This window comes from Clostridium sp. CM037 (genome assembly GCF_055081095.1).
Map to the genome: position 1 here is coordinate 3,936,876 of NZ_CM143650.1, position 26,991 is coordinate 3,963,866.

The following is a 26,991-nucleotide window of genomic DNA, read 5'->3' on the forward strand; positions in this document are numbered from 1 at the left end:
AGTTATTATTTTCTTTTTGCTTTATTTACTTCCACTATCTTGCTTACTATATAGTCATATCCATTTTCAGAATGCGGAATCATGCAAGTTGAGCAATCTTTAACACCATTTACGAATTTCCCATTACCACCACACTCCTCTAGAAAATATAGTGGACAATAGCAAAATAGACAATTAAATTTTTCATCATTTTTAACCTCATGGCATGGGAAATATTCGCAATCTTTATTTCTGAAAAATTTATAGTTATTATTCATTTTTACCCCTCCTTTAATTTTTAGATTAGTTTCGCAATCTAAAAAGTTACCACATTATATATATCTATATCTTCTAATACTGTTTGTTCTAAAATAGATTCTTCGGGGAATTGCTTATTCAAAATTTGTTTAAACTTTTTAAGTTGCTCCTCAGAAAGTTCTGCTTGCTTTGGCAAATTATTTTTTTCCTTAATAATATTGCCTGCTTCTAATTTATATATAAATTGGTCCCCTATAATATTTATATTATTTTTATCATCAAATTTTAAATCTCCAGTTATGTCACTATTTATGCTTGTCTTCTTTAAATCACTTATTGATTTTCCATCATTATTAATTTTAGCTACATTAATATAAGCATTTACTTCACCATTCGAATTCTTTGAACCTGAAAGCAAACTTCTAAAGGCAAGCATTTTACCATCTTTAGATATCACTCCATCATATATTTCTTCCTTATCATCTGTACTTTCAAAAATTTTATTACCATTAATATATAGATTGGCCCTAGGTTTTGGAAATATATGAGGTGTTACGCTATAAAGAATGCTTTTTTTATTTATAATAATATCTCTTATGGTGCCTTCGCATGATATTAACTCCAATTTGTTTTTTATGTTATATACCGCATAACCTGAAGCTGACGGATTAATATGACCCGTAATCAAAATATTTTCATTATCTATCCACTTGAGTTCAATAATTTGTTGAACATTTTTATTATTTATGTTAATCTCCGTTGATTTTTCAGTTTTAATATCATAAACAATTATATGCGGGGGATTTATTTCTTTTTCTTCATTAAAAGCTCTAAAAACTATTTTTGTTTTATCTGGAGAAAGCTTTAATAGATCTTTTGAATTTGAATTATCCCCTAAAGATTTAATCTGTTCATTTATTTCATCATAAAGATAAACATTATTATTCTTCTCGAATGCTATCTTTGTTAGCTTAGCATTTTGATCCTTACTTTTAATTTCGGTATCTTTACTAGATATAGCCTCTATATTTTTGCTCGGATTTTTATTAATTTTATTTAAATAAGCCATCAGTGTCCCTATGCTTAGAGATAAACACATCGCTATAATGAGTAACTTTAATTTTTTTTTCGTTATTTTTTTATGGCCCGTCATAATTTTGCTCCTCGTTTAAATTCATAACAATTAATATTTTAAATAATTGAAACATAGATTATTATACTCCACTTATATTAGTGTATCAACTGGAATTTTTTAATGTTTTACACTGTTATTTATATGTTTACAATTTAAAAATATACAATGTTTATTTTCTCTTTGAGTTATGATTTTTTTGTAAATATTAACAATGATTTATCCGTACAAAAGTAATAAAAGGCATTAGTTTAAATTTAAACTAATGCCTTTTATTACTTTTGAAATGATTTTCGCATTTGTTATAGATACTTCCCATAAATTCTACCTTCCGGTTTAAACAGGTATCTATCTTCATTTTTAAATTTATTATTATTTTTTTACTTGCTCATTGCTGCTAAACAAGTTCTTTGCCCATGTTAAAAAGCCCTTCTTTTCTTCTTTTATCTCTACAACTTTTTTATCTTCTTTAGTTGCCTCGATCTTTACTTTTATCCCATCAGTTTTCATAACGAATTTAACTTTACCATCCATCTTATCGCCTACACCTGAAAATGTACCATAATTATTAGATATTTTTACAAGTTCATCTTTCACATCAATAACATCTCGCACATCTCCCATTTTACTGTCAATTTCGCCACTTATCTTTTGAATACCCTCTTTATCGAATTTTTTCATATTTTCATCTAATTCTTTATTTCCATTTGCTAATTTATCGGCACCTTCTTTTAATTTTCCTGACCCTACAGAAAGCTCACCCACTGATGAATTTAATTTACTTGCTCCTTCTGTTAATGGTTTTATTCCCTCATTATTTAATTTCGTTAAACCATCTGCAACACTTTGAGATCCTACCACTAATTTATTAGTACTTTCTCCCATAACTTTTGTTCCTGCACTTAAATCTTCAGCTGCAGTACTTAACTTATTTGCTCCACCTGTGAGTCCCTGGCTACCCGTTTTAAGCCTTCCTGCTGCCGAGCCTAATTGTTCTGTGCCTTGCGCAATCCCTCCTGCTCCATTAGCTAATTCACCAGTTTTATCTGATATTTGTTTTGTGGCCTTAGCTAATTCTTTTGACCCTGACGCTGCATTCTTTTGACCTTCTTGAAGCTGACCCATACCTGTATCTACTTGCTGTGAACCGGTTTTAATTTTTTCTATGCCTTCCTCAAGTTCATTTAATCCTTGTAACAATTCATTGCCGCCATCCTTTAAAGCTACAAGACCACCTTTTTCATTTTCTAATCCACCATTTAAATTCCCCGCTATTTCACTTGTACCAGGAATTTCCCCAAGGATCCCAATAAGTCCCTGTAATTTTTCAATTCCTGATATTAAAGAATCAGTAGCTTTTATCTCTGACTCTTTACCTTTTTTTAGTTTATCTATACCTTTTAAGCTTTGATCTGCTCCATCTGTTACCTGCTTTTGGCCTTGCTGTAGCGATACTGTAGAATTCACCATTGTATCTAGTCCCTCACTTAGTGATTCCATTTTAGTCGACACTGTATTAGTCCCTTCAGCTAACTTATTAGCTCCATCTGAAAGCCCTTTAGAACCTGTAACTAATTTGTCTGTTCCATATGCTAGCTTACCTGCTCCATCTGCAAATGCTTTTGAATTTGCAGCAAATTCTACTGTGCCTGATCCAAACTGCTGTGCTCCACTACCGAGCTTTGTAGTTCCTGCCTCAAATGCTTTTAATCCACCTGCCACCTTCTGGGCGCCGCTTTGTGCTGCATTTGCACCGTCACCAATCTTTATCACACCGGTATTTAATCCTGAAGCTCCAACGCCTAGCTTAGTTACTCCACCATTAAATAATGTCATATTATCAGCTAAAGCCTTTTGACCAATGTCTAATTTGCCTGTTCCCTCAGCTAGCTTGGTACTAGCATCTTGTATATCATTAATGCCTTTAGTTAAATCTTCTAAAGATGAGGCACTTTTAAACTCTTCCATATCAGGAAGTTCTGGAGTCCCTGTTATCATTATAGGACCCATTTCAAAGTTTTCTACCTGTGCAGTAATTTCTAAATTCTCTTTTAAGTCTAAAGTAGTCTTTTCTAAATCCAAGCTTTCCTTCATACCTGGAAGAGAAATGAAAGTGACTATTTGATTATTCCCATCATTAATCATTTTCCCACCGCTAATTTTAACATTTCTAAAATTATCTATTGGCAAATCTAGTACAGTTACAGTGCTAAATGGAGTATATAATTTTCTGTTTTTCCCTTTAATATTAACCATATGGCTTTCATTATTCTTATAATCAATTTTTATTTTCACTTCTCCACTTTTGCCTGCCAAATCCTCTGGTTTAATTTCTTTTCCGTCAAGCAAGTATTTAACATTTACATCAATAGGAAGTTTTTTATCAGTAGTACCTTTATAATAAACATCATTACCACTTATTTTCCAATTTAAACTCTCACCAATACCATTTGGTTTTTCTTCACCCTTTACATTTTTTATATCCTTTAATATAGATTTATCATGAATTTCAATATTTTTTTCGTTAGAATGAAGCCAATCACTTACTATTTTTTCTTTAACCCCACCTTGCTGATTTAACGTAACATAAACAGTCTCATCCTTTTGAATTAATTCAGTAGCATAAGTCGTATTTGGAATAATTAATGCACCTGTTAACACGATACTTAATAATCTTTTTGACATACATTTATTTTTCACGTTAATACATCTCCCCTATAATTTAGCTTTCAAAAGTTCTTCTTAATTTTCTGATTGTGATTCTGCTTTTAGTTCGCTACTTGCTTGTGGTTTAGATTTAAAATTTCTACTCGTAATTATTATTAATTTTTCACTTACTAATAGTATAGATGGAAGAACAAAAAGGATAATTCCCATACTTATTACTGCTCCCCTTGCCATCATTGTGCATAGTGAACTTATCATTTCCATGTCAGAAATGATTGCTACCCCTGCAGTAGCTGCGAAAAAGGTTAATGCACTGGTTACAATAGATTTAGCAGAGCCCTTAACTGCGATTTCCATAGCCTTGTTTTTCTCGTATCCATTTCTCATTTCTTCTCTAAATCTTGTTGTCAGTAATATTGCATAGTCAACTGTAGCCCCTAACTGTATAGTTCCAATAACTATAGATGCCACAAAGGGAATCACATTTCCCATATAACATGAAATTGCCATATTTATGAATATTGCTAATTGTATAGCTAAGACCAGAATTACTGGCAAAGATACAGATGCAAATACCAGAAGTATTATAGCGAATATCGCACCAATAGATGCTATGCTAACATGTTTAAAGTCAACATCTGCTATTTCAGTTAAGTCCTTAGTAAGAGGTCCTTCTCCTGAAACCATTGATTTCGGGTCATATTGTTTTGTAATTTTAATTACTTCATCTATCTGATCATTTTCTTCTTTTGTAGCTGCTTTATATTTAGAATTTGCCATTATTAGTTTATAACCACCCTTTTGAACAATGGCTTTAATATCTTCTGGGATAAAGCTTTCTGGAATAAGTGGTCCTAAGTACTTATCTGAAGCAAGTACCTTGTCAATTCCATCTACCTTTTCTATTTTCTTTACCATTTCCTTAACTTTATCAGTTTCAAGCTTATCATTTATGACAATAAAGTGTGTTGAAGTCATATTGTAATCTTTCTTTAGTTTATTTGTTGCCACAATAGAATCCAAATTCTTTGGTAGCGATTCATCTAAGTTGTAATAAACCTTAGTGTGGTTATTTCCATAAATAGCTGGTATAAATGCAAGTAAAAATACTATAGTTATTACTTTATAGTGTTTGGTAGCCAGTTTTGATGTTTTATCAAATTCAGGTAATATGGTTTTGTGACTAAATCTATGAATAGGTTTATCAAATACTAAAATTAATGCAGGCAATACTGTTACCGTAGTTATAACCCCAAGCAAAACGCCCTTTGCCATTACTAGCCCAATATCCTTCCCTAATGCAAGCTGCATGGTACATAATGCTAAGAAACCTGCTATAGTTGTTAGTGAACTTCCTGATATAGCAACCATGGTATTTGCTATAGCATCTCCCATTGCCCCTATATGATCATTTGGCATAAGTTCTCTTTCCTCATCATATCTATGAAGTAAAAATATTGAATAATCCATAGTTACACCAAGTTGAAGTACTGCTGCTAATGCTTTTGTTACATAAGAAATTTGCCCTAAGAATATATTTGTCCCCATATTATATAATATGGCATACCCTATCCCTAACAAGAAAATAAATGGAATTATAACCGATTGCATTGTTAAAGATAAAACTACGACTGATAGTATTACTGCAATCATTACATAAAATGGTGTTTCTTTATCCGATAAATCTTTAGTATCCTTTACAATTGCCGATATACCACTTAAATAACATTGTTTATTTGTTACCTTCCTTATATTGGTTATACCATTTTGTGTGGCTTCTGAAGATGCTGATTCTTTAAATTTAATTATTAACATAGTAGAATTGCCACTATAAAAAGAACTTTTAATTTCATCTGGCAAAATCTCCTTAGGTATAGTAGTATCCAAAATATCATCTACCCAAATAATTTTTTCTACACCTTTAACCTTTGAAACCTTTTCTTTTATTTTTAAAACATCCTTGCCTTCCATATTATCAACAATAAGCATTGAAGTGGCTGCGTTTGAGAATGTTTTATCTAAAATATTTTGTCCCTTCATGGAATCAAGTTCTTGTGGTAGATAGGTAAGAAGATCATAATTTATTTTTGTATTTACCATTCCAATTACGGATGGAACCAGTAGCAATGTAGAAATAATTAAAATTATTATCCTGTTTTTAGCTATAAAATGTCCGAACTTTTTCAATTAGGTCATCCCTCTCTTAGAAAATTAATTTTGTAATATTTTCTTAATAGTTTTAAATAATACAGGTTTCATATTATCTATAGTATCCGGTTCCTCTAAAATAATTGAGCTATAGCAAACCGAACCTGTTAGTTCAATAATCATAAATAATATTTTTTCAGCTTCTGCTATACACATCGTTTCGCTCACTATATTATCCATAAATACTTTTGCGATTTCCTTCATTTCGTTGTACTCCAAAGGTTCTGCTATCACCTTTCTATAAATACCCCAAGAAAGATTTTTATATATAAGCCTTAAAAGCTTTTTATCTTCCCTTAGATATTCAATTATATAATCTACAAAGAAGATTACTTTATCATTAAATTCTTCAAACTCCTTATTCATAGATACCTCAATAGCCTCTTTTAAAACTTTTGAACTCTTTCTTAAGACTATCAAGTCAATAATGTGATATTTGTCTTTAAAATAAAGGTAAAAAGTTCCTTTAGCAACTCCTGCTCCTTTTACAATATCGTTTATAGCAGTGTCATTAATCCCTTTAGTTGTAAAAAGTTCATAAGCTGAGTCGTATAAGCTCTTTTTCTTCTTTAATTTGTTCATTTCCGATTTACTTTGTTTTTCTTTAATAATTTCAATTTTTTTCATAGTGCATTTACCACCTAGTTTTTAATTCTAATTTATGACCATCGGTCATTTGTTCACCACACTTACTTATTATATACTTTTATTACCATTAGTCAATAATAACATTGTAAATATATTGTAAATATCCATAATATCGTTATTTGTTAATTGCTAACTTTAATACTTATTAACCATCCCGCAAAAACCAAAAATATTCACTATAAACCTCATAGTGACCTGAAATATGTTATAATTATTCTTTAATATTTATATTTATGATATAATTACATCATCGTATTATTTTAAAATAATTATTAATTAAGGAAGTGAATTGAGCTTGTTCAAAGATAAAAAAATCCCTTATTTAAATTTAATCCCTATAATCTTATTATCGCTTATTTTATTTCGAATAGTATACCACATAGAATTAGTTACCAATGCCCTTAGTATTTTTATATCATATATAAGTTCATTTATATGGGCATTCGGTATAGCCTACTTATTAAACCCCGTAATGGTCAATATTGAAAAAAAGTTTCATACAAAGCGTAATCTAACTCTACTTATTATTTACATATGTGTTTTAGGCATAATAGTTTTTAGTATCACTATACTAACGCCTAGTATAGGTGAAAGTATTCGCGAACTAACAGTTTCAACTCCCGAATATATATCTAAAACCCGAATTTGGTTTTATGAAAATATGGATAAGGTTCAATTGCTTGATAAATATGGTATAACTAAATATTTAGACGAAACTACCTTAACACTTATGTCTAACTTAAGTAAATATCTAAATACCGGTATCAGCGTTGCCTTGCTAACAGCCGTAGGTTTTACATCTTCTTTTATGAAATTTTTGCTTGGGTTTGTTGTATCTTTGTATCTTTTAAAGGATAAAGAATCCTTAATATTAAATATAAAGAGACTAATTTATGCTATCTTAAAAAAAGAAAATGCAGATGGTTTTATAAAATTTAGCAAAGAAGCCAATTATATCTTTTCAGGTTTTGTTATCGGAAAATTTATTGACTCTGTTATTATTGGTATTATATGCTTTGTAGGACTTAGTATTCTTAGAATTCCTAATGCTATGCTTATAAGCTTAATAGTTGGAATTACAAATATGATTCCTTATTTCGGACCATTAATTGGAATGGTTCCTGCTTTTTTTATTACTCTATTCTTTAGCCCTATAAAAGCTTTTTGGGTGCTTTTATTCATTATTATTCTTCAGCAATTTGATGGATTATATTTAGGGCCAAAGATCCTTGGGAAATCTGTTGGTTTAAGCCCTTTACTTATTATCCTTGCAATACTCATAGGTGGCGGAACCTTTGGGGTTCTTGGAATGTTCCTTGCAGTACCCACAATGGCGATTATTTTACTGATAGTTGAAAGATTCATTAACAGGAAGCTTGCGGAAAAGGATATTGAATTATAAGGATATTTTCAAAAAGGAATGCAGATATATTGTAATATATCCGCATTCCTTTTTTATATAAAATTCACTATGTTTGTTCTTTAGTAACTCTATATTTATATTATCCTATCTTTCTCCAAGTTTTAAGTTCGGTATCGCATTTAGCGTTAGCGGTGAAATTCTTCCTTTAATTAATTCAAAGTAAGCTGAACTTCCAATCATAGCTGCGTTATCAGTGCAAAGTATCATCTTCGGAAACAAAACTTTTATGTTCTTCTTTTGCCCTTCTTTTATCATTGTCTCTCTAAGGCAAGAATTTGATGCCACACCACCCGCTATTGTTATTTTATCTACGCCTTTAATTTCACATGCCTCTAGAGCATTATGAACCAAAACATCAACCACTGCCTTTTGAAAAGATGCGGCCACATCAGGTACATTAATAGTTTCACTTTTCATGTTCATTTTATTCAGATAATTTAGCACCGAAGATTTAACTCCACTAAAAGAAAAGTCTAAAGTAGCTTCATGAAATTTAGCTTTTGGAAATTTTATAGCATCTGCATTGCCTTCTTTTGCTATTTTATCTATTTTAGGACCACCAGGGTATCCTAGCCCAATTGCCCGAGCCACCTTATCAAAGGCTTCTCCTGCTGCATCATCTCTAGTTTGAGCCATAACCTCAAATTCACCGTGGTCCTTCATATATACAATAAATGTATGTCCACCCGAAACTACCAAACACATAAATGGTGGTTCAAGTTCTTTATATTGAATAAAATTGGCACTTATATGACCTTCTATATGATTAACTCCAATTAAGGGTTTATTCGTTGCATATGCGAGCCCCTTAGCATATTGAACTCCTACCAGTAGTGCTCCTACTAGCCCTGGGCCATAAGTTACTCCTATTGCATCTATATCATCTAATGTAACTTTAGCTTCGTCCAATGCCTCTTGAACTACAGCACTTATTGCTTCTATATGCTTTCTAGATGCCACCTCAGGAACAACACCTCCAAACTTTTCATGTATATCAATTTGTGATGCAATTATATTTGATAGAATCTCACGGCCATTCACGACTACTGCCGCCGCTGTCTCATCACAACTCGATTCAATTGCAAGTATTTTAATATCCTTTTCCATTGCTTTTACCACCTTTAATATAGTTTATATAATTTTTTCTCTATATTCATAAAAACATTCTAAGAACTTTATGTTCACTGAACCTTGTGTTCAATGAATGTTTACATCTGTTAACAACATAAATTAATTATACTTTATTAACTTTAGCACATCAAGTGCGCATAAATACATTTAAGCTTAGTATCTCTCTTTCTATGATATAATTGTATGTGATTATATTATAGAAAGTTTAATTAATAGATCCTAGGAGGAACATATGAGTAACACCTACGCAAAGGTCATAATAAAAGGCTCACCTATTTCAAAATCTAATTTTAAACTTTTCAACATGAATGGCAGAGCTATTTTACCTTATAATTCCGGGAAGTACCATGATAGATACGCTCTGTATGAGGAAGAGATTGCTTATCAATGCAGAATCCAAAACTGTAATATTTTTTTAACAGAATCCCTTATTGCTGTTCTAAAAGTATATTATAAAAGTATAAAAAGGCATCCTGATACAAACAACATAACTAAAAGCATTTTCGATGGTATAGAGAAAAGTGGTCTTATAGTAAATGATGCCCAAGTTACAAGACTTATTATTGAGGAGTTTTATGATAAAGAAAATCCTAGATTTGAATTGGAACTTTTTGGTGAAAGTACATATGCTATGAATTACGCAATAGTTGAAAAAAAAGAAAAACAGCAGTCCATAAATTACGATCCACCCTCAAATAAAAAAAACACCATAGGCGCTAACGTAAATAAGCCAAAATCTGTGGCTCTTAACAGTTCTACCTCAAAACTAATATGTGAAATATGTAGAAAGCCGGTGTCAAAGGATGAATGCATTTCGGCCAATAAGGGTAAAACTACTATATGCAAAAACTGCTTCAAAAAATTATTTTAGTAATAGTTCAAAACATTTTGCAAGTTAAAATGGTTTGAACTTTTTCTATTTATATAATACATATTACAAAAAAATCTGGCTATGCTATTAATATACCCACTGCAAAATATGAAGGGAGATATAACTCATGAACAGAAATAAAAAGACTAAAAGCAAAAAGGTTAATGACGCAATAGCTAATATGGAAAACAGCACAGGTTTTCAACCTATAAATGATATTAATAGCAATAAGTGTAAAGATAAAAATAATATTCCCGAAGGTTCAAATTAATAACTTACTCATCTCAAAATAACATATAAATAATCAATAAAAAGTTGCATTAATGCAACTTTTTATTCATTTTATAAATATTTTGAATTTAGTTTATTAAAATACTGAAAATGCTATTGCCGTGCATATTTTATGTTACAATAATACTCATATTCTATCTTATACGAGTTTTTACAACATTTAGAATTTATTATTATCTTTCTACTGTTGTATAAAAAATCTTTTAAATAAAAAGCAATTACAAAATAGGGGGATTAATATGACCGCAAATGTTAACATCGATTGGAATAAATTAGGTTTTACTTATAGCAAGACAGACTTACGTTATATTTCGATATGGAATAATGGCAAATGGGATGACGGAAAACTAGTTGAAGATAACAAACTTTGTATAAGTGAAGCTTCAACCGCTCTTCATTATGGCCAACAATGTTTTGAAGGATTAAAAGCTTATCGTACAAAAAAAGGCAATATCCAATTGTTTAGACCTTACGAAAACGCTAAGCGTTTGATGAACAGTTGTTCACGCGTTCTCATGCCTGAGATCCCCGTTGAAAAATTTGTTAATGCATGTATCCAAGTTGTTAAAGCAAACGAAAAATTTGTTCCACCATATGGAACCGGAGCAACACTTTATCTTAGACCTTATATGATAGGTATTGGGGATAACCTTGGCGTAAGTACAGCTCCTGAATTTTTATTTGGAATATTCTGTTGCCCTGTAGGCGCTTACTTCAAAGGAGGACTAGCCCCAGTAAACTTTATGACATCTGATGACTATGATAGAGCCGCCCCTTATGGAACAGGCAATGTAAAAGTTGGAGGAAACTATGCTGCAAGCCTTCTTGCCTATGAAAAAGCTAAAGAAAAAGGATTTGCTGACTGTGTCTACCTTGATCCAGCAACTCATACCACCATCGAAGAAGTTGGTTCTGCAAACTTCTTTGGAATTACAAATGATAATATATTTGTAACCCCAAAATCACCATCAATACTTCCTAGCATAACTAAGCGCTCATTACTTTATCTTGCAAAAGAATATTTAAAAATGGAAGTACAAGAAAGAGATGTCCCAATAAGTACTCTTAGTGAATTTAAAGAAGCAGGTGCTTGTGGAACTGCTGCTGTAATAACGCCTATTGGTGGTATAGAATATAACGGTAAACTTCATGTTTTTCACAGCGAGACAGAAGTGGGCCCAGTTACTACAAAGCTTTATGATACTCTTCACGGAATCCAATTTGGAGAAATAAAATCTCCTGAAGGCTGGATTGTGGAAGTAGAATAATCATTTCATAACAAAAAACAACTTCAAAAGGGCCTGTAAGTAATTTTGTGTAAACAGAATAAAAAGTACTCTTTCTTGCCAATAATTGAGATAAGCTAATTATCAAAAATTGCAAGGAGGAGTATTTTTTGTCAAATATTTCAAAGGATATTTTAAAGAGGACATATTTATTCATAATCCTATAGATACGTTTTAAACTATATACAATGTTATTACAAACCCTTTTGTATCTCATTATTTATTATTATTGTTTAACAAATACCTACCGAGATATACTGCGCTTGCAGCCGCCTGTGATAAAGAATAGGTTGTTCCTGAACAATCTCCTAAAACATAAAGTCCCTCTTGTTTGGTCTCAAAATATTCATTAGTACTAATTTCAGGTTCATAAAATTTTGCATCAATTCCATATAATAAAGTGTCTTCAGAAATCTCTTTTCCTATTATATCTTCTATTGATTTAATAATTTTTAATAGTGCATCTATATAAATCTTCGGAATTTCATTATATAGATTTCCACCCTCACCTTCAATCGACGGCTGAATACTATTTTTAGTAAGTTGTTCTTTTGTAGTTGCCCTATTATTTATTAAATCCTCAAATCTTTGAAGTACTATTCTTTCTCTATCTTTATTTATAGATTTTATTATACTTGTGGCATATTCGTTCGCCTCAATAAAACAAGAAAAATATTTTGGTACAAGAATAGAAAAATTTAAGTTACAACTCGGACTGTCTGTTTCAAGATAATTTTGACCATCAGCCATTACGATGCCTTTTTGAAACTTTTTGATTACTTTTCCTTTAGGATTCATACAATAAGTTGTAGCTTCAAATCCATCACCTTTGTAATTAATCTTAATTTCAAAAGAATCTTTAAGAATAGAGTCTAACTGATCACCCTTCATTTCAACCCTTACCCCTAAATCCAGCCTTTTTCTATAGGGCTCAATATTAAAAGCTTGACAATATTTCAGAAATTCCTCTCCTCCACTTATACCTGTAGCTAATATAACTATCTTAGACTGGAAAACATTTTCTTTACTATTCAAGTTAAATACATTATTCATTTTATCTATAGAAGTTATATCTAACTCAAACTTAATATCTACCTTATCCTTAAGATGTGAATACATTTTATTTAAAATTCCATAAGACAATGCTGTTCCTAAATGTCTTACTTTTGTAGTTAGTATATTATAATTTTTCTCTTTTACTCTTCTACTAAGTTCTTCATTCTCTGTACTATATAATTTAACTGTATCTGCACCAAATAAACATAAGATATTATCAATACATTCCATTAATTCTAGTGCAGTTCTGTTTCCTATTTTTTCACCTAAATAACCACCAAAATCATTAGTGTAATTAAATTTTCCCTCAGACCTACCCATACCACCAAAACCTTGAAATTTATTACATGGTTTACAATGGATACATCTTTTGCTTAATCCGTTTTCCATTGGACATACCCTGTCTATAAATTTTCTCCCCTTTTCTATCATCAGTATTTTTAATTCTGATTTTGTCTGTACCAGAGTATATGCGAGGAACATCCCACTAACTCCTGACCCTACTATAGTAATATCATACATATATTTATTCCTTTCATATCTCTTAAAAATATTTTAATATTAGGGGGTTATACCCGATATTGTCAATTAGGCACCAATTATACAGTTAAATTTTGGTTTCACGGCATCTAACTTTTCTTTGTTTTTTAGATATATAAGTGTAAACTAAGTAGACTGAGACTATACATATATAGTATGTATCGTTTCATAGAGGCCCCCCAATGCAAATTAAAAATCATGTTAATTTATAAATCCCTTATTTATATTAACATGATTTGATTTATAAAGTAATATTTTCAAAGGATTATAGAAATTAAGTGTGTATTGATATCCTGAAAGTAACACAATACCAATTGAGTTACATTCACATTGGGTCTATAGCCTATTCTTTAAAGAAATAACTATACTGGGTGTTTTTGCCCATCCCGCCGAAAAGGTGGAATAGACAAATTACTAATTCGATATTCTCTGAAATATAGCCATTATAAAACTAATTACCTATATTTATATTTCTGACATATGTACTAACAATTTGACATATGTCAGAAATAAATAAGATGTTAGGATTTGTGTGTATTTAGGTCTAAATATCATATGAAATATTCCGTGAATTAGAAAATGAAGCTGATGCAAAGAACTGTTTTACCGAAGGAGATGCTAGTTGTAATGAATATGGGCTAATATGGTAATTATATTGCCGTTTTGGTTCCATTGCTACACATACCCCTTATAACAGGAGAATCCATAGATGTTTTTCTTTTTGATATATGAAAATTTATGGAATCGTTTTCGCTCATTTATAGTAATATAAATAAAGTTAAAATTAAAATAAATTTATTTATATAGAATTTGGAAAAGTTTAAAAAATAAAGTTTCATGGAAAACGAGAAAACAAAAAAAGAGTGTACCTCATGAAAGTAATTAATTTCACTGGATACACTCTTTTTCGTTTTAACTATTCCTTAAATCGTAAAATAAGAGGGGTTTCAGTACATATACTAATATTTTTTACATTACTAATGAACTTACAGTCTTAGTTTCTTAGTATAATATTGTTTAACTCTATGAGCTAAATAATAGAACGCAAATCCGATACCACATCCAACTGTATTTAAAATAAGATCATCAATATCAGATACCCTACTAATAAATGGAAGTTGCATTATTTCAATGATTAAGGAAGTAATAAAGCCTATTGTAATCACTTTTGAAAAACTGTCTAATTTTGAAAATGTAAGAGGTATTATGATACCGATAGGGATAAACATAGCAGTATTTCCAATTACATTAATCAATGTATCTCGGATAGGGCCTTCATAATCAAAAAGATTAACTAATGGAATAAAATTTATTCTGAATGGATAAATTTTATTCATTTCCAAAGTAAGTGGCTGTATATGACCATTGACTAAATCAAAAGGAAAGAAAGTAAATCTTAGTATTACAGCTACACAAAAGAATATAAACGCTATTTTAAGTTCATATTTCCAATTAATTTGCTTATTTTTAGAATTAATTATAATACTACTTATTATCCAGGTTGCTATAATAATCATAACAATCGTATAGTAATATATTTCTATCATAGTTACTCCTATCTATTATCTAAACAATTCTTGTTATATTTATATATCCTTAAATTAGGAATAACAAAAATTTTATTTATTATTTAAACGCTATTATTTTTCTGATAGTGTATATATTACAACAGAGAAATGCATTTTGCAATAGTTGAAGAATATATTACGGTAGTAATGATTTTTATATACTATAAAAAATCATTAAAAATGGATTAAAATAGAATTATATAGTAATATTCTTAAGTTTCTCTCTATCCAAAGTTGCTCCAGATATTTTTTCTTGATAAATAATATCTACTCCAATTTCATTTAATTGTTTAATTTGCATTTCTTCATTTTGGTCCTGTGAGCTTACACGAACATATCCTATTTTTCTCAAATGTCCGCCTCCATTCTGATACAAGTCTTATGGGACAGTTGAAATACTTATTTTCCCATTACTAATCAATTATACCAATAGGCCGTACCTAATGACACTATTAAAATATGTTTCACTGGGGTTATAAAAAGGATATATGAAATGTTTCAAATAGAAATAGGCTTGTTGCAACACTTATAAAACAATATATAGCCACATGTTGGATATTACTTCCATCATGTGGCCTATTTTTACCCGTATGTTGGCTGTACCCGCCCCCCCCCCGAAAAGGTATATTAGCCTGTTAATATGAGGCAGTACGGCATCCCTGTGTACTTAAAAGTAATATATTACATAATAATATCAAATATTAGTATTAAGTAACATTCAAACTGAAAGTAACACAATACTAATTGTGTTACTTTCACAGACCGTTGACAAACATAAAATGTAAAACACTCTAATTTAAAATTGGAGTGTTTTTTTCATATTCAAAAAGGATTTTAGGACATCAATGTCGAATATATATAGTATACAAACTTTATAATTCGGAGGGCATTATTATGATTAATGAAAAAAACTTCACACAACAAAAACTAGAAATGGTGTATTTAGAAGATTTAGTTCCTAAAGTGTATATGTTAATCTAAAACTGGTTCTTTCCAATGTTAGTTGATTTTACGTCTTTTTTCAAGCCATAATATTTTTTTATACAACATTCCAAAGCTATTACGACCATACATAATTCTTTTTATAACTTTTAATTTATTCACACTGCCTTCTGCTAACCCATTATTATAATCATATATAATCGCATTTTTAACTGCTGAAATGTCTCTGGTTATTCCATTTATAAATGAATTAATATATTTATTGTTTAAAGAAGATGCTTGTTCCATCCACTTACTAATTTTACTTATTTCTTTGTTCTTTAGAATTTTTCTAAATTCACCTACTAAATCGATTATCTCTTTATATAATGGATATTTTTCATTTACTTTATTTACATAGTCAATAGACAATCGTTTTACTTTAATTAGTGGTTTATACAATAATTTTAGTAATTGACCTCGGTCAACCAAATCTGTTGTAGCAGGCGAAGTTTTACTATTTTTATAAGTTTCATGAATTGATTTTTTTAAGCGAGATCTATAATTACGAATAGTACTGTCAGAGCCATTATAACCTTTTTGACGAATTACATTTTCTATGTCAGATGAAGTATGTCCTTTATCTATTAATTTATTAATCTCTTCTAAAAAAGGATCTAAAATACTTTTTCTTTTAACATTATAATTCCCATTTATAGCAGACACATTATCATCTAAGTATTTAGTAATTGTCTTTCGTGACATTCCAAGTTCTATAGCAATTGATCTTACTGAATGATTATTGTTGTGCATATCTCTTGCAATATTTATTATTTCATTTTTTTTTGCAACTTTACCTTCATGTGATATTTGTAATGGACTTTTTAAATAGAATGAACGCTCATTATCATTCATAGACAATAATTTATCAAATACTCTGATGTCCATATTTAATTGCTTGCAAATTTGGCTTTTGCCAATACCATCATGCAATAATTGAATCGCTTTCATTATTTTTTCTTCTAGTGTTACTTTTTTATTTTGAATGGGTGATTTCGTAGTCACATTGCTTGATTCCATTTTGACTACATCAATTATTACTTTTGGTTTTAAATATTTCATCAGATAATCTTTGCAATAGGATGTTAGATTTTTTAAAATATGAAACCTATCGCTTACTTGAATCGCTTCGGGGTGTGCTAAAGTAATAGCCTTTTTATATGTAATAGAACCATCTCTAGAAACAACTTGAAGATTAGGATATGATTTTAACCACTTTACTACTTCTTCACAATCACGTGAAGGAATTAAATCTATAACTCGATGCGTTTCAATATCTATCATGATGGTCCCATATGATTCTCTTTTTTTAATAGCAAAATCATCGATACATATTTTTGTAAATTTCCACTTATCAATAATCGGGGTATCTTTTTTTTAAAAGATTGCAAATCGTACTTTTACCTACGTCAGCAACACTATTTCTTAAAAGATCTGTAGCTGTAAGTGAACTAACGTTCATTGATATATTTATAATTTTACTCTCTAATCTTTTTGTTTTTTTTGATTTAAATTCAAGGAAATCAAAGCTTTCCGCAAAAGTAGTATGGTTACAATCGGGGTTGTTACAAAACATTTTTCTATTGCTTAAAATGACCCTAACCTTTTTTTCTTGTATAGGTAAGTCTTGAAAACTTTTTTTATAATGAGAATGTGTTTTTGAAGAAGGTTTTCCACAATGAGGACATGTAACTTCTTTGCGATTAGATACTACATTTATGAAAATCGTATCATCTATAATTTTATGACTTATGTAATCTAAATTTTCATCTAATAATTTTATAATTTCATCCATAAAATAGCCTCATTTCTAGTATTCTGATCATACTATTATATTACATTTTACGAGGCATTTCAACTAACTTTGGAAAGAACCAGTTTTCACTTGACAAATACATAAAGACCATATTTTGAGAAATATAGATAAATACATGGATTTCTCTTTTATAAGAGAACTGACTAAAAAATATTACTGCTTAGATAATGGAAGACCTGGCGTAGATCCCATTCTACTTTTTAAAATGCTGTTTATTGGGTACTTATTTGGAATAAAATCTGAACGACAACTTGTAAAGGAAATTGAAGTAAATGTGGCTTATAGATGGTTCCTAGGGCTAAGTCTTACTGATACTATTCCAGATCATTCAACAATTAGCCAAAATAGACGTAGACGATTTAAAGGAACAGATGTGTTTCAAAAAATATTTGACGAAGTAGTATTTAAGGCTATAAATCTTAAGATGGTAACCGGTAAAATACTTTACACAGATTCTACACACCTAAAAGCAAATGCTAATAAGCGAAAGCTTGTGAAAATTGAAGTTGAAAAAACGCCGAAAGAATATGTAGCTGAACTTAATAAAGCAGTGGAAGAAGATAGAATAAACCATGGTAAAAAACCTTTAAAAGAAAAAGAACCTGTTACCAAAATAAAAGAAACTAAAGTTAGCACAACCGACCCCGACAGTGGATATATGATGAGAGATGGCAAGCCGGAAGGCTTCTCATATTTAGATCACAGAACTGTCGATAGCAGACATAATATAATTACTGATGTGTATGTTACTGATGTGTATGTTACTCCTGGAAACATAAATGATGTTGATCCTTATATCGATAGATTAGATGTGCAAATAAAAAAGTTTAATTTTAATACAAAATATGTTGGTGCAGATGCTGGTTATGCTACAAATCTTATATGTAAAAAACTATATGAGAGGGAATTAAAATCTGTAATGGGATACCGTAGGTCTCCACATACAAAAGGAATGTACACAAAAAATAAATTCCAATATGTTAAAGAGCAGGACATTTACGTATGCCCTGACTTAAGGGCTTTACATTATAAAACAACAACAAGAGAAGGATATAAAGAATATGTTGGTAATGCAAAATATTGCGACATATGTCCAAACAGAGCTCAATGCTTTTCTGCAAAAAGCAAGTTTAAAACTATTAGAAGACATGTTTGGGAAACGTATAAAGAAGATGTTGTAAAGTTCACCAGAACAGATAAAGGCAGAAATATATATAGAAGAAGAAAAGAAACTATAGAGCGAAGCTTCGCAGATTCAAAACAACTGCATGGGCTTCGCTATTGCCATATGCGTGGATTAGAAAATGTGCAAGAGCAGTGTCTGCTTACAGCAGCAGTGCAGAATATGAAAAAGATAGCTAGCCTGCTATCTTTAAGGTTTTTTGATTTTCTAACTAAGAACATAGTTGTTATTTTAAATTTATCCATAACTCAAAATGCTATCGCATAATTGCATGTAAAAAGCCCAGTATAATAAAAAAATTATACTGGGTTTGTAAACAACCTGTGAAAGTAACACAATACTAATTGTGTTACTTTCACATTGAGTCTATTTCCCATTCCTTAAAAATTTCATTTTGAAGAGACGTAAATAGTTTTAAAGTTGTTTTTATATTTTATTTTATATACATCTTGTTATAGTATTCGTCTAACATTCTCTCTACTGAAAATTCATAGCTTGTAGTTTTAATACTTTCTTTCATCATCTCTATCCACTTTTCTCTATTTTCATAATAGGTAGTCATAACCCTATTTATTAAAGTATCATAAAGAGCTTCTGTATCATGTTTATCTAATTCTACTTCTGATAAATCATCAAGACCCACTGCATCTCCAAACTGCCATCCATTTACACCGTCCTTGCAAGCTTCCGGCCACCACCCATCTAGAATAGAGCAGTTAAGTACACCATTCATCGCAGCTTTCATTCCCGAAGTTCCGCTAGCTTCTAAAGGTCTCCTTGGATTATTCAACCAAACATCCGAGCCTCTAGTTAGCATCCTTCCTATATTCATGTCATAATTTTCTAAAAACACTACGCTATTTGGATACTTCTTCATCATCCTTACAAGCTTTGCTACTATTTCTTTTCCAGTATCATCAAGTGGATGAGCTTTTCCTGAGAATACGATTTGAACTTTTCCACTTTGGAGTAATGGAGAAATAATTTCTTCATCAGTAAATATCAAATCGCTTCTCTTATACGGTGCAGCTCTTCTTGCAAATCCGATAAGTAACTTATCCGACTCAAGCGTTATGGCCGTTCTTTCTTTAATAAACGCTATTAATTCCTTTTTAACAGTTATATGGGTACCCCATAGGTCTCCATTATTTTCATATGCCTTAGTGATTCGATCATCTACCCAAGTAGGTTTATGAATTCCATTAGTTATCCCAATAATAGATGGCCTTCCAGCAACTGTTTTCCACATTTTATTTGCAGTTTCCATGTGGAGTTGAGCTACGGCATTAGCCTTTCTTGAAAGCCTAAGTCCTGCTATTGTCATATTAAATGGTTCTCCACCAACTCTAATCATTTGCTGCCTAGTTAATCCATTAAATGCCCCCATGTACTCTAATTTGGAAACATCATGAGATTCATTGCCTTCAACTATTGGAGTGTGGGTTGTAAATACTACTTCCTCACGTGTTTTACTCCAAGCCTCCTCAAAACTATATCCTGATTGCATTTTTTCTTTAATAAGCTCTGTAGCCGCGAGTGCCGCATGCCCTTCATTGAAATGGTATACATTTATAGGAATTTCCAATGCCCTTAAAGCTTTTACTCCACCAATACCCAACACCATTTCTTGAGCAATTCTTTCTTCTCCAAACCATCCATACAACTGTCCAGTTATCCAATTGTCACCATTTTCCGGTATATCAGTGTCTAAAAGATATATTGGGTTATTCCCAAATTCCTCTAATTTCCAAACCTTACACACTACATCCAAATTTCTGATTTTAACAGTTACTTTTACCCCTGTATCCTTTAAAAAATCATAATTATAATTATGATATGTATCGTATACTTTTCCATTTTCATCTACAAGTTGCTCAGTATATCCTTGTTTCCACTTGAGACCTATTCCCACTAGTGGTAGATTTAAATCTTTAGCTCCTTTTAAATGGTCACCTGCAAGTATTCCTAGTCCACCTGCATAAGTTTTAAAGTCTGATTGTAGTCCATACTCCATACAAAAATAAGCAACTCTTGGAAGATTGTTAATATCCATTAATTTTCCCTCCTATACTTTTTTAGCACTAACCAATTAAAAATTAAATTTATTTTCTAATTGGTTGTTTTCTTTTGTATTTGTTGTAATTGTATCTTTTATAATCATTATACATAATTTTTCAGTTTAATGCACGCGTTTGCATAAAACATATTTTCCTAAAAACACTTTGTTAAGGTTCCTCATTTATTTAAAAATTATCGTTTTTTTGAATTTCTAGTTTTAAAACTATGCTTTAGTACCATATAATACAATAACTGTACTTATTATTTATTTAATTGTAAAATCATCTTTAATCGTTATCACCGCATATTATAAGGAGTTGTATTAGTATGAATTTAAAATCCGCCTTTAACCCCCTAAATCGTAAAAATAAATTTATTTTTTTAATTTTAATAATCGGGGTAATAATGATTAATTCGATTATAATCAAATTTAATAATGATAAATCTATAACTTCTACCCTTATTTCGGAAAGATTGTCCAAAATTTCAGAACTTTCTACATTAAGGTATAATTATTCAAACATAATATCTCTAAGAGATAATAAAAAATTAAAAGATTACTCTATTCCATTTACTGAGAAATCATTTTTAATAAAATACAATGGCTATATTAAAGCTGGAGTAGATTTAAAAGATTTAGCTGTTCTTGTCACTAATGATAGTGTTACTATAACTTTAAAAAAATCTAAAATCTTAGATCATGTAATAAATAGTAAAGACTTATTCATTTATGATGAAAAATCCTCAATGTTTAACAAGCTTAGTATGCAAGATATGATAAACGAAATCAGTAATGAAAAAGTAAAGGTTGAAGCTGATTTAATAAAGACAGGATTTTTAGATAGTGCTAATGCTAATACTAAATTACTTTTACAAGGCATTCTATCAAATATGGGTTTTAAAAATGTAACAATAATTTTCAAATGAAAAATAAAAAGGATACATCCACATGAAGCGCATATGAGACTCCTAAAATTTAATAGTAATTATTTCTAAATATAAAAAAGCAGAAAACACATTGTTTTTCTGCTTTTTAATGTTTAATTTTACAAAATCATTATATTACCATCCTCCAGAAGATCCTCCCCCACTAGATGAACCGCCTCCGAAGCCATCACCGCTTCCTATATTACGAACAAATTGAAAAAGGCATAATACAAAAAATCCTATTACCAGGCTTTTCTTACCCCTTTCAACAAGATCTGAGCTTTCAAAGACATTTGAGTCTCCAACATATTGTGGAACATTAACGTCCTTATCTAGTTTTACATTGTATTCTTTAGCTATATTATCTGCTAGAGCTGAATATGCTGCACGAAGACCTTCTCCATATTGATTTTCCTTGAATTTTGGAACTGCAAAATCATTCATAACACTTGAGGAATATATATCCGTAGTAAAATTAGAAAGATACGAAACAACTTCTTAGTTTGTAATTTCTATTTATAAGGTTTGAACTTGTGTTAGATTAATCCAATATTCTCTTAAAATTGCATAATGAACAACGTCATAAAAAGTACCTTTAACCTTTACTTCCTGTAGAGCTGTTCCTTCATATTTCATTCCACATTTCTGCATAACACGACCCGAACCTTCATTTCCTACATAATGTGTAGCTTCAATGCGATTCAATCCCAATTTTGAAAATGAAAGGTCTAATATTAAACTTAACACCTCTGACATGTAATTATTGTTCCAATATTTCCTATTCAATACATACCCAAAACTTGCTTTATTATGTTCAATACATAGTCTTAAATCAATACATCCAATACATTTATGCTCTGATTTTAATTCAATTGCAAAAACTCCAATTTTACCTATATAAATTTTTTTTACTACGTCCTCAGTTTGTGATATATCCTTATACGACGGCCATGTTAAATATTTTGTTACAATATCATCACTGGTATATAAGAATACATCATCTACATCCTCTATAGAAAATGGTCTTAAAATTAATCTGTTTGATTCTAAGATAGAGTTCTCTTTTATAATTTCACTATAATCAATCATGTTCTGCACCTCCTTATATATAATTTGTGTTTTTCTACCATTATTTAATACCATAATACCAATCCGACATAGCTTTCAAGAATATTATACCATTATATACTATTTTTACAAACCTATAAACGTCACAAAAGTAGACCTTTTGCGTTGGCATTATTTGGTGTCACAAAACTATAGATTTTATATTTTGTGATAGTATTTAAAGATAATTATCAAATTTTTACATGTGCGATGTTTGAGTATAGTATGATATACTTTTATTGGGGTTCCTTTTGGTATAACATGTGAGCAGGCTTTTGAAAATGGGTTAGTTGAAAATAATGAAATAAGTGATGAGGAGCTTCCATTTTAATAAGAAAGAACATGAACCAGGTGGGTGTAAGATTAGAGGAGGAGAGCTTTGCAGTATAAAGTGATTCATAAATTGAAAGAGCGTAGGTTTATTAATAAAATTTCTAAAAGTGAAGAGGCCGTATTTGACTATTTAGAAAAGCATTTTAATTCTATCCCTCGGTTGTCAGTTATAGAACTAAGTGAGAAAAGTTTTACATCGCAAGCGACCATTAATCGTGCATGCAAAACTTTAGGGTTTAATGGTTATAGTGAACTGAAGTATGCAATTAAAGAAGATCTATCATTTATCGAAACTCACAGTCAAGAGCGTATTAATAAAACAGAATTTTTTCTAGAAAAAATAAATTTCGAAAGTGCAAAAGATATTATTAAATATTTCAAAGGAAGTTATGTGAAATTATTGATTTATGGTCTTGGAGGATCAGAAATTTCAGCTAAATATTTTCAAAGACAGCTATTATACCTCGGAATTCCTACAGTATTTGTTAGCGAAATAAAAATGCTTGATCAATTTAAGGATTATGTAATTGTTATTTTTTCAAGCTCTGGGGAAACTCTTAGGATAAATCAAATAGCAAGGAAAGCTAAGAGTTACAATATGCAGCTGGTATCAATTACTAAAAAAGATAGTAGCCTTGCTCAAATTAGTGATGGTGTTTTTTACCATGAAGTAAATATGGATAAACTAGATGGTATTTCTAGGGAACAACAAATTCATATGATTATTATGGTAAATGAGCTTATTGATCAAATAGCCAAGGTATTATAAAAAAATGAATTGTAGTCTTTTCACATAGTAGAACCACTACTATGTTTTTTTTTGCACAATTTTATGTATAATTATCCGTAAACTTGGAGATAACAAGGTAATAAAACGTCGTATAATGAAAATGTAAAGAATTACATCGCAGTAGGGAGGGTCACAATGAAAAGAGATATAAAGATACTTATGCATACGCATTGGGATCGTGAATGGTATTTTACAAAAGATGAAACACAGGTGCTACTCAGAAACCATTTCCAGGAAGTAATTCAGTTTTTAGAGGAACATGAAGATATTATATATATATTAGACGGTCAAAGTGTCATGATAGATGATTTTTTGGAGGTGGCACCTGAATGGGAAGATCGGTTAAGGGCGGTAGTACAGTCAAATCAGCTTCGCACTGGACCATGGTACACCCAAACAGACTTACTTATTGTCCATGGAGAATCAATAATTCGTAATTTATATTATGGGATTAAAACCGCACTTAAATATGGAGACGTGATGAAAGTTGGGTATGCGCCAGACACTTTTGGGCATTCCAGTCAGATGCCACAAATTTACAAACAGTTTGGTATTGAAAGTACAGTCTTTTGGCGAGGGTTCAGTGAATTAATGGCCCCAAAATCAGACTTTATTTGGGAAGGAATTGATGGAAGTAGAATTTATGGAATTAATCTTGCCACTGGTTATCAAGGAGCCAAATATTTAGAGTCTGATTATGATGCTTTGAAGCAGCGTACGGGGAAAATTCTAGAGGTACTAGATAACTACAGTGCAGGTAATGCCAGGCTTGTTATGAACGGTCACGATCAGATGCCTATCCAAAAAGATATACATCTTATTATAAAACACTTAAAAAAAATATATCCCGACGATAATATAAGCGTTAGTGATTTTGAGAGTTACGTAGATTCTTTAAGGGATTGTAATCTTGAAGTTGTAGAAGGAGAGCTTATCCACAGCAAGCATGCACGAATTCATCGAACCATCAATTCTACAAGAATGGATATTAAGCTACTTAATACTGAAATTGAATATAAAATGTACAATATTTTAGAACCTTTAGCAGTTTTAGCATCGCATTTAAAATTAGACTACCCTCATGCACTATTCGCTAAATGTTATAAACAGATGTTTGGGGCTCATGCTCATGATAGTATAGGCGGTTGTAATTCAGATTATGTAAATCAAGATATTAAGAAAAGATTACTAAATGTGAAAGAGGCTGTGGATACACAAACTGAGTTGTATATGAGGTTAATCTCTTTAGGAAATAAGAATCAAGATGAAAAAACCATTACAATTTACAACTTTTTACCGCATTTAAGAAAAGATCAATTTGTAGAAATTGAATTGATTACGCGTTCAAGTAATTTCGAGATCCTAGATGAAGAAAGTAATCATATTGAATATGTGTTATTAGAACAAGAATTGGTTGATGCGGGACTTATTGATCGTCAAGTGGCTGCTCGCTTATTGGATATAAAAGTCTATAAAAGTAAAGTAAAAGCAAAAATAAATGAAATAGATGGGCTTAGTATTCGCTATTTAAGTTATAAAGACCTTGAGGGGAATAAGCAGGTAAATATAAACAATGATGAATCCATTGAAAATGAATTTTATGAACTGCTAGTTCAGGAAAATACAATATCATTGAAAAATAAATCTACCGGTCAAGTTGTACAAAATGTAATTTCCATTGAGAATAGTGGTGATGCTGGTGATAGTTATGATTATTCACCGCCACACAAAGATATACTTATAAATCATCAAAACGTTAACATTACAAATATTACCACCATTAAAGGTAGTAATTTAGAAGTACTAAACTGTATTCTTAATTATATTGTACCAAATGACCTTAAGGAAAGAGCAGAAGGCAAGCTTAGCACAGAGGTATGTTTTGAAGTTAACTTAACCTTATATAAGGGTGATGCAAAAGGTTATGTGCAAATAAGGCATACCAATATGGCCATGGATACCAGATATCGATTGGTATTTAATACAGAGATTGTTTCCGATACAGTCCAGGTAGATTCTCATTTATCTGTTGTTAAAAAGCCTGTGTATAACCATAAAGAACTTTCAGTTTGGAAAGAAGAAAAATGGGTGGAAAAACCTGTCTCTATTGAAACTTTTCAATCCTATATTTCTTTAGAAAATGAAGATAAGCAAGGAACTATTTTTGCTTATGGATTAAAAGAATATGAGGTTTACGATAAAAATATTTATATTACACTCTTTAGATGCTTTTCCCACCTTGGAAAACGTGAACTTATAAATCGGCCAGGAAGACCTTCAGGCATTGAAATTGAAACACCTGATAATCAACTTCAAAATCAAAAATTTACATTTAATTTAGCATTTACTTTCCATAAGCCAAAGGTTAATAAAGCTTTTGAAGGAAAAGAATTTTTAACTCCTATTATGGGGTATCAATTAAAGGAATTTAATCGTTTTAATGTTAATGTACCTAGGTTTACAACCAATATTAATACAAGTTTAAATTTGGAATTAAATGGATGTATTGTATCTGCATTAAAACTTACAGAACAAACAAATGATCTTTTTATACGGATGTTTAACCCTAAGGATGAGAATGTTTCACTTGTTTTCACAGAAGAAACTTACTTAGCAACTCCAACAGAAAACAAATTAGAGAAAATAACCGCCTACACTATTAAACCACAAGAAATTTTAAACATTATAATTAAAAAATAGAATTCTTTTAGTTATAACTAATTAATAACATAATTTTA

22 protein-coding genes are annotated in these 26,991 nt (G+C 30.5%); 8 read left to right on the plus strand and 14 right to left on the minus strand.

Annotation, left to right across the window (positions count from 1 at the left end; all coding sequences use genetic code 11):
- Positions 1–5: 5 nt before the first annotated feature.
- The 5 genes from ACWJKP_RS18860 to ACWJKP_RS18880 all read right to left on the minus strand — a co-directional run bounded on the left by ACWJKP_RS18860 (position 6) and on the right by ACWJKP_RS18880 (position 6,871).
- On the minus strand, positions 6–257 hold the full coding sequence (locus tag ACWJKP_RS18860; RefSeq protein ID WP_165412593.1) for a cysteine-rich small domain-containing protein: 252 nt from the start codon (positions 255–257) through the stop codon (positions 6–8).
- Positions 258–295: 38 nt separating this feature from the next.
- Positions 296–1,390 (minus strand): hypothetical protein, encoded by a 1,095-nt coding sequence (locus ACWJKP_RS18865; protein ID WP_165412594.1) that lies wholly within the window; start codon positions 1,388–1,390, stop codon positions 296–298.
- A 351-nt stretch (positions 1,391–1,741) separates the two neighbouring features.
- Entirely contained in the window at positions 1,742–4,069 is a 2,328-nt protein-coding gene (locus tag ACWJKP_RS18870; protein WP_165412595.1) for a hypothetical protein, read from the minus strand.
- A gap of 42 nt (positions 4,070–4,111) precedes the next feature.
- Positions 4,112–6,223 (minus strand): efflux RND transporter permease subunit, encoded by a 2,112-nt coding sequence (locus ACWJKP_RS18875; RefSeq protein ID WP_202881863.1) that lies wholly within the window; start codon positions 6,221–6,223, stop codon positions 4,112–4,114.
- Between the two features lie 24 nt (positions 6,224–6,247).
- The gene (locus tag ACWJKP_RS18880; protein ID WP_165412596.1) at positions 6,248–6,871 is read right to left on the minus strand and encodes a TetR/AcrR family transcriptional regulator; all 624 of its coding nucleotides are present in this window, start codon (positions 6,869–6,871) and stop codon (positions 6,248–6,250) included.
- Positions 6,872–7,187: 316 nt separating this feature from the next.
- Here ACWJKP_RS18880 and ACWJKP_RS18885 point away from each other — a divergent pair, with 316 nt between their 5' ends.
- Positions 7,188–8,294 carry an AI-2E family transporter gene (locus ACWJKP_RS18885; protein WP_165412597.1) on the plus strand — a complete coding sequence of 369 codons (1,107 nt, stop codon included), beginning with the start codon at positions 7,188–7,190 and terminating at the stop codon, positions 8,292–8,294.
- A gap of 105 nt (positions 8,295–8,399) precedes the next feature.
- Here the strand turns inward: ACWJKP_RS18885 and tsaD are convergent, their stop codons facing one another.
- Positions 8,400–9,422 carry a tRNA (adenosine(37)-N6)-threonylcarbamoyltransferase complex transferase subunit TsaD gene (tsaD, locus tag ACWJKP_RS18890; RefSeq protein WP_165412598.1) on the minus strand — a complete coding sequence of 341 codons (1,023 nt, stop codon included), beginning with the start codon at positions 9,420–9,422 and terminating at the stop codon, positions 8,400–8,402.
- A gap of 256 nt (positions 9,423–9,678) precedes the next feature.
- Here tsaD and ACWJKP_RS18895 point away from each other — a divergent pair, with 256 nt between their 5' ends.
- From ACWJKP_RS18895 to ACWJKP_RS18905, 3 genes are all read left to right on the plus strand, one after another.
- Complete coding sequence (locus ACWJKP_RS18895) at positions 9,679–10,317, plus strand: RusA family crossover junction endodeoxyribonuclease (protein ID WP_165412599.1); 639 nt, start codon at positions 9,679–9,681, stop codon at positions 10,315–10,317.
- 127 nt (positions 10,318–10,444) lie between these two features.
- Positions 10,445–10,588: a hypothetical protein gene (locus ACWJKP_RS18900; RefSeq protein WP_165412600.1), complete on the plus strand. Its 144-nt coding sequence runs from the start codon at positions 10,445–10,447 to the stop codon at positions 10,586–10,588.
- 259 nt (positions 10,589–10,847) lie between these two features.
- Complete coding sequence (locus tag ACWJKP_RS18905) at positions 10,848–11,876, plus strand: branched-chain amino acid aminotransferase (protein WP_165412601.1); 1,029 nt, start codon at positions 10,848–10,850, stop codon at positions 11,874–11,876.
- Between the two features lie 234 nt (positions 11,877–12,110).
- On the opposite strand, the gene ACWJKP_RS18910 is transcribed toward ACWJKP_RS18905, so the two are convergent.
- From ACWJKP_RS18910 to ACWJKP_RS18930, 5 genes are all read right to left on the minus strand, one after another.
- Positions 12,111–13,472 (minus strand): NAD(P)/FAD-dependent oxidoreductase, encoded by a 1,362-nt coding sequence (locus ACWJKP_RS18910; RefSeq protein WP_165412602.1) that lies wholly within the window; start codon positions 13,470–13,472, stop codon positions 12,111–12,113.
- Between the two features lie 1,004 nt (positions 13,473–14,476).
- Complete coding sequence (locus ACWJKP_RS18915; RefSeq protein WP_165412603.1) at positions 14,477–15,037, minus strand: VanZ family protein; 561 nt, start codon at positions 15,035–15,037, stop codon at positions 14,477–14,479.
- A 217-nt stretch (positions 15,038–15,254) separates the two neighbouring features.
- Positions 15,255–15,410 (minus strand): recombinase family protein, encoded by a 156-nt coding sequence (locus tag ACWJKP_RS18920; protein WP_165412604.1) that lies wholly within the window; start codon positions 15,408–15,410, stop codon positions 15,255–15,257.
- Between the two features lie 647 nt (positions 15,411–16,057).
- Complete coding sequence (locus tag ACWJKP_RS18925; RefSeq protein WP_462961691.1) at positions 16,058–17,401, minus strand: ISL3 family transposase; 1,344 nt, start codon at positions 17,399–17,401, stop codon at positions 16,058–16,060.
- Positions 17,394–17,834 (minus strand): transposase family protein, encoded by a 441-nt coding sequence (locus ACWJKP_RS18930; RefSeq protein ID WP_165415059.1) that lies wholly within the window; start codon positions 17,832–17,834, stop codon positions 17,394–17,396. The genes ACWJKP_RS18925 and ACWJKP_RS18930 overlap by 8 nt, the downstream gene beginning before the upstream one ends.
- 97 nt (positions 17,835–17,931) lie before the next feature.
- Between ACWJKP_RS18930 and ACWJKP_RS18935 the strand changes: the two genes are divergently transcribed.
- Positions 17,932–19,305 (plus strand): IS1182 family transposase, encoded by a 1,374-nt coding sequence (locus ACWJKP_RS18935; RefSeq protein WP_224579140.1) that lies wholly within the window; start codon positions 17,932–17,934, stop codon positions 19,303–19,305.
- Between the two features lie 166 nt (positions 19,306–19,471).
- Here the strand turns inward: ACWJKP_RS18935 and glgP are convergent, their stop codons facing one another.
- Complete coding sequence (glgP, locus tag ACWJKP_RS18940) at positions 19,472–21,091, minus strand: alpha-glucan family phosphorylase (protein WP_165413645.1); 1,620 nt, start codon at positions 21,089–21,091, stop codon at positions 19,472–19,474.
- A 410-nt stretch (positions 21,092–21,501) separates the two neighbouring features.
- Between glgP and ACWJKP_RS18945 the strand changes: the two genes are divergently transcribed.
- Complete coding sequence (locus ACWJKP_RS18945) at positions 21,502–22,023, plus strand: DUF4230 domain-containing protein (protein WP_165413644.1); 522 nt, start codon at positions 21,502–21,504, stop codon at positions 22,021–22,023.
- 135 nt (positions 22,024–22,158) lie between these two features.
- On the opposite strand, the gene ACWJKP_RS18950 is transcribed toward ACWJKP_RS18945, so the two are convergent.
- Both ACWJKP_RS18950 and ACWJKP_RS18955 read right to left on the minus strand, forming a co-directional pair.
- Positions 22,159–22,467, minus strand: coding sequence for a hypothetical protein (locus ACWJKP_RS18950; protein WP_165413643.1), 309 nt, complete (start codon positions 22,465–22,467; stop codon positions 22,159–22,161).
- 72 nt (positions 22,468–22,539) lie between these two features.
- Positions 22,540–23,112 carry a GNAT family N-acetyltransferase gene (locus ACWJKP_RS18955; RefSeq protein ID WP_165413642.1) on the minus strand — a complete coding sequence of 191 codons (573 nt, stop codon included), beginning with the start codon at positions 23,110–23,112 and terminating at the stop codon, positions 22,540–22,542.
- Between the two features lie 397 nt (positions 23,113–23,509).
- Here ACWJKP_RS18955 and ACWJKP_RS18960 point away from each other — a divergent pair, with 397 nt between their 5' ends.
- Both ACWJKP_RS18960 and ACWJKP_RS18965 read left to right on the plus strand, forming a co-directional pair.
- The gene (locus tag ACWJKP_RS18960; protein WP_165413641.1) at positions 23,510–24,232 is read left to right on the plus strand and encodes a MurR/RpiR family transcriptional regulator; all 723 of its coding nucleotides are present in this window, start codon (positions 23,510–23,512) and stop codon (positions 24,230–24,232) included.
- 156 nt (positions 24,233–24,388) lie between these two features.
- Positions 24,389–26,953 (plus strand): glycoside hydrolase family 38 N-terminal domain-containing protein, encoded by a 2,565-nt coding sequence (locus ACWJKP_RS18965; RefSeq protein WP_165413640.1) that lies wholly within the window; start codon positions 24,389–24,391, stop codon positions 26,951–26,953.
- Positions 26,954–26,991: the final 38 nt, after the last annotated feature.

Excerpts from the sequence above, each read along its gene's own strand:
- ACWJKP_RS18945 (WP_165413644.1), top strand. The coding sequence starts at position 21,502 with ATGATTAATTCGATTATAATCAAATTTAATAATGATAAATCTATAACT.
- ACWJKP_RS18915 (WP_165412603.1), bottom strand. The coding sequence starts at position 15,037 with ATGATAGAAATATATTACTATACGATTGTTATGATTATTATAGCAACC.
- ACWJKP_RS18895 (WP_165412599.1), top strand. The coding sequence starts at position 9,679 with ATGAGTAACACCTACGCAAAGGTCATAATAAAAGGCTCACCTATTTCA.
- ACWJKP_RS18900 (WP_165412600.1), top strand. The coding sequence starts at position 10,445 with ATGAACAGAAATAAAAAGACTAAAAGCAAAAAGGTTAATGACGCAATA.
- ACWJKP_RS18905 (WP_165412601.1), top strand. The coding sequence starts at position 10,848 with ATGACCGCAAATGTTAACATCGATTGGAATAAATTAGGTTTTACTTAT.
- ACWJKP_RS18865 (WP_165412594.1), bottom strand. The coding sequence starts at position 1,390 with ATGACGGGCCATAAAAAAATAACGAAAAAAAAATTAAAGTTACTCATT.
- ACWJKP_RS18965 (WP_165413640.1), top strand. The coding sequence starts at position 24,389 with ATGAAAAGAGATATAAAGATACTTATGCATACGCATTGGGATCGTGAA.
- ACWJKP_RS18950 (WP_165413643.1), bottom strand. The coding sequence starts at position 22,467 with ATGAATGATTTTGCAGTTCCAAAATTCAAGGAAAATCAATATGGAGAA.
- ACWJKP_RS18860 (WP_165412593.1), bottom strand. The coding sequence starts at position 257 with ATGAATAATAACTATAAATTTTTCAGAAATAAAGATTGCGAATATTTC.
- tsaD (WP_165412598.1), bottom strand. The coding sequence starts at position 9,422 with ATGGAAAAGGATATTAAAATACTTGCAATTGAATCGAGTTGTGATGAG.
- ACWJKP_RS18880 (WP_165412596.1), bottom strand. The coding sequence starts at position 6,871 with ATGAAAAAAATTGAAATTATTAAAGAAAAACAAAGTAAATCGGAAATG.
- ACWJKP_RS18955 (WP_165413642.1), bottom strand. The coding sequence starts at position 23,112 with ATGATTGATTATAGTGAAATTATAAAAGAGAACTCTATCTTAGAATCA.
- ACWJKP_RS18910 (WP_165412602.1), bottom strand. The coding sequence starts at position 13,472 with ATGTATGATATTACTATAGTAGGGTCAGGAGTTAGTGGGATGTTCCTC.
- ACWJKP_RS18930 (WP_165415059.1), bottom strand. The coding sequence starts at position 17,834 with ATGGATGAAATTATAAAATTATTAGATGAAAATTTAGATTACATAAGT.
- glgP (WP_165413645.1), bottom strand. The coding sequence starts at position 21,091 with ATGGATATTAACAATCTTCCAAGAGTTGCTTATTTTTGTATGGAGTAT.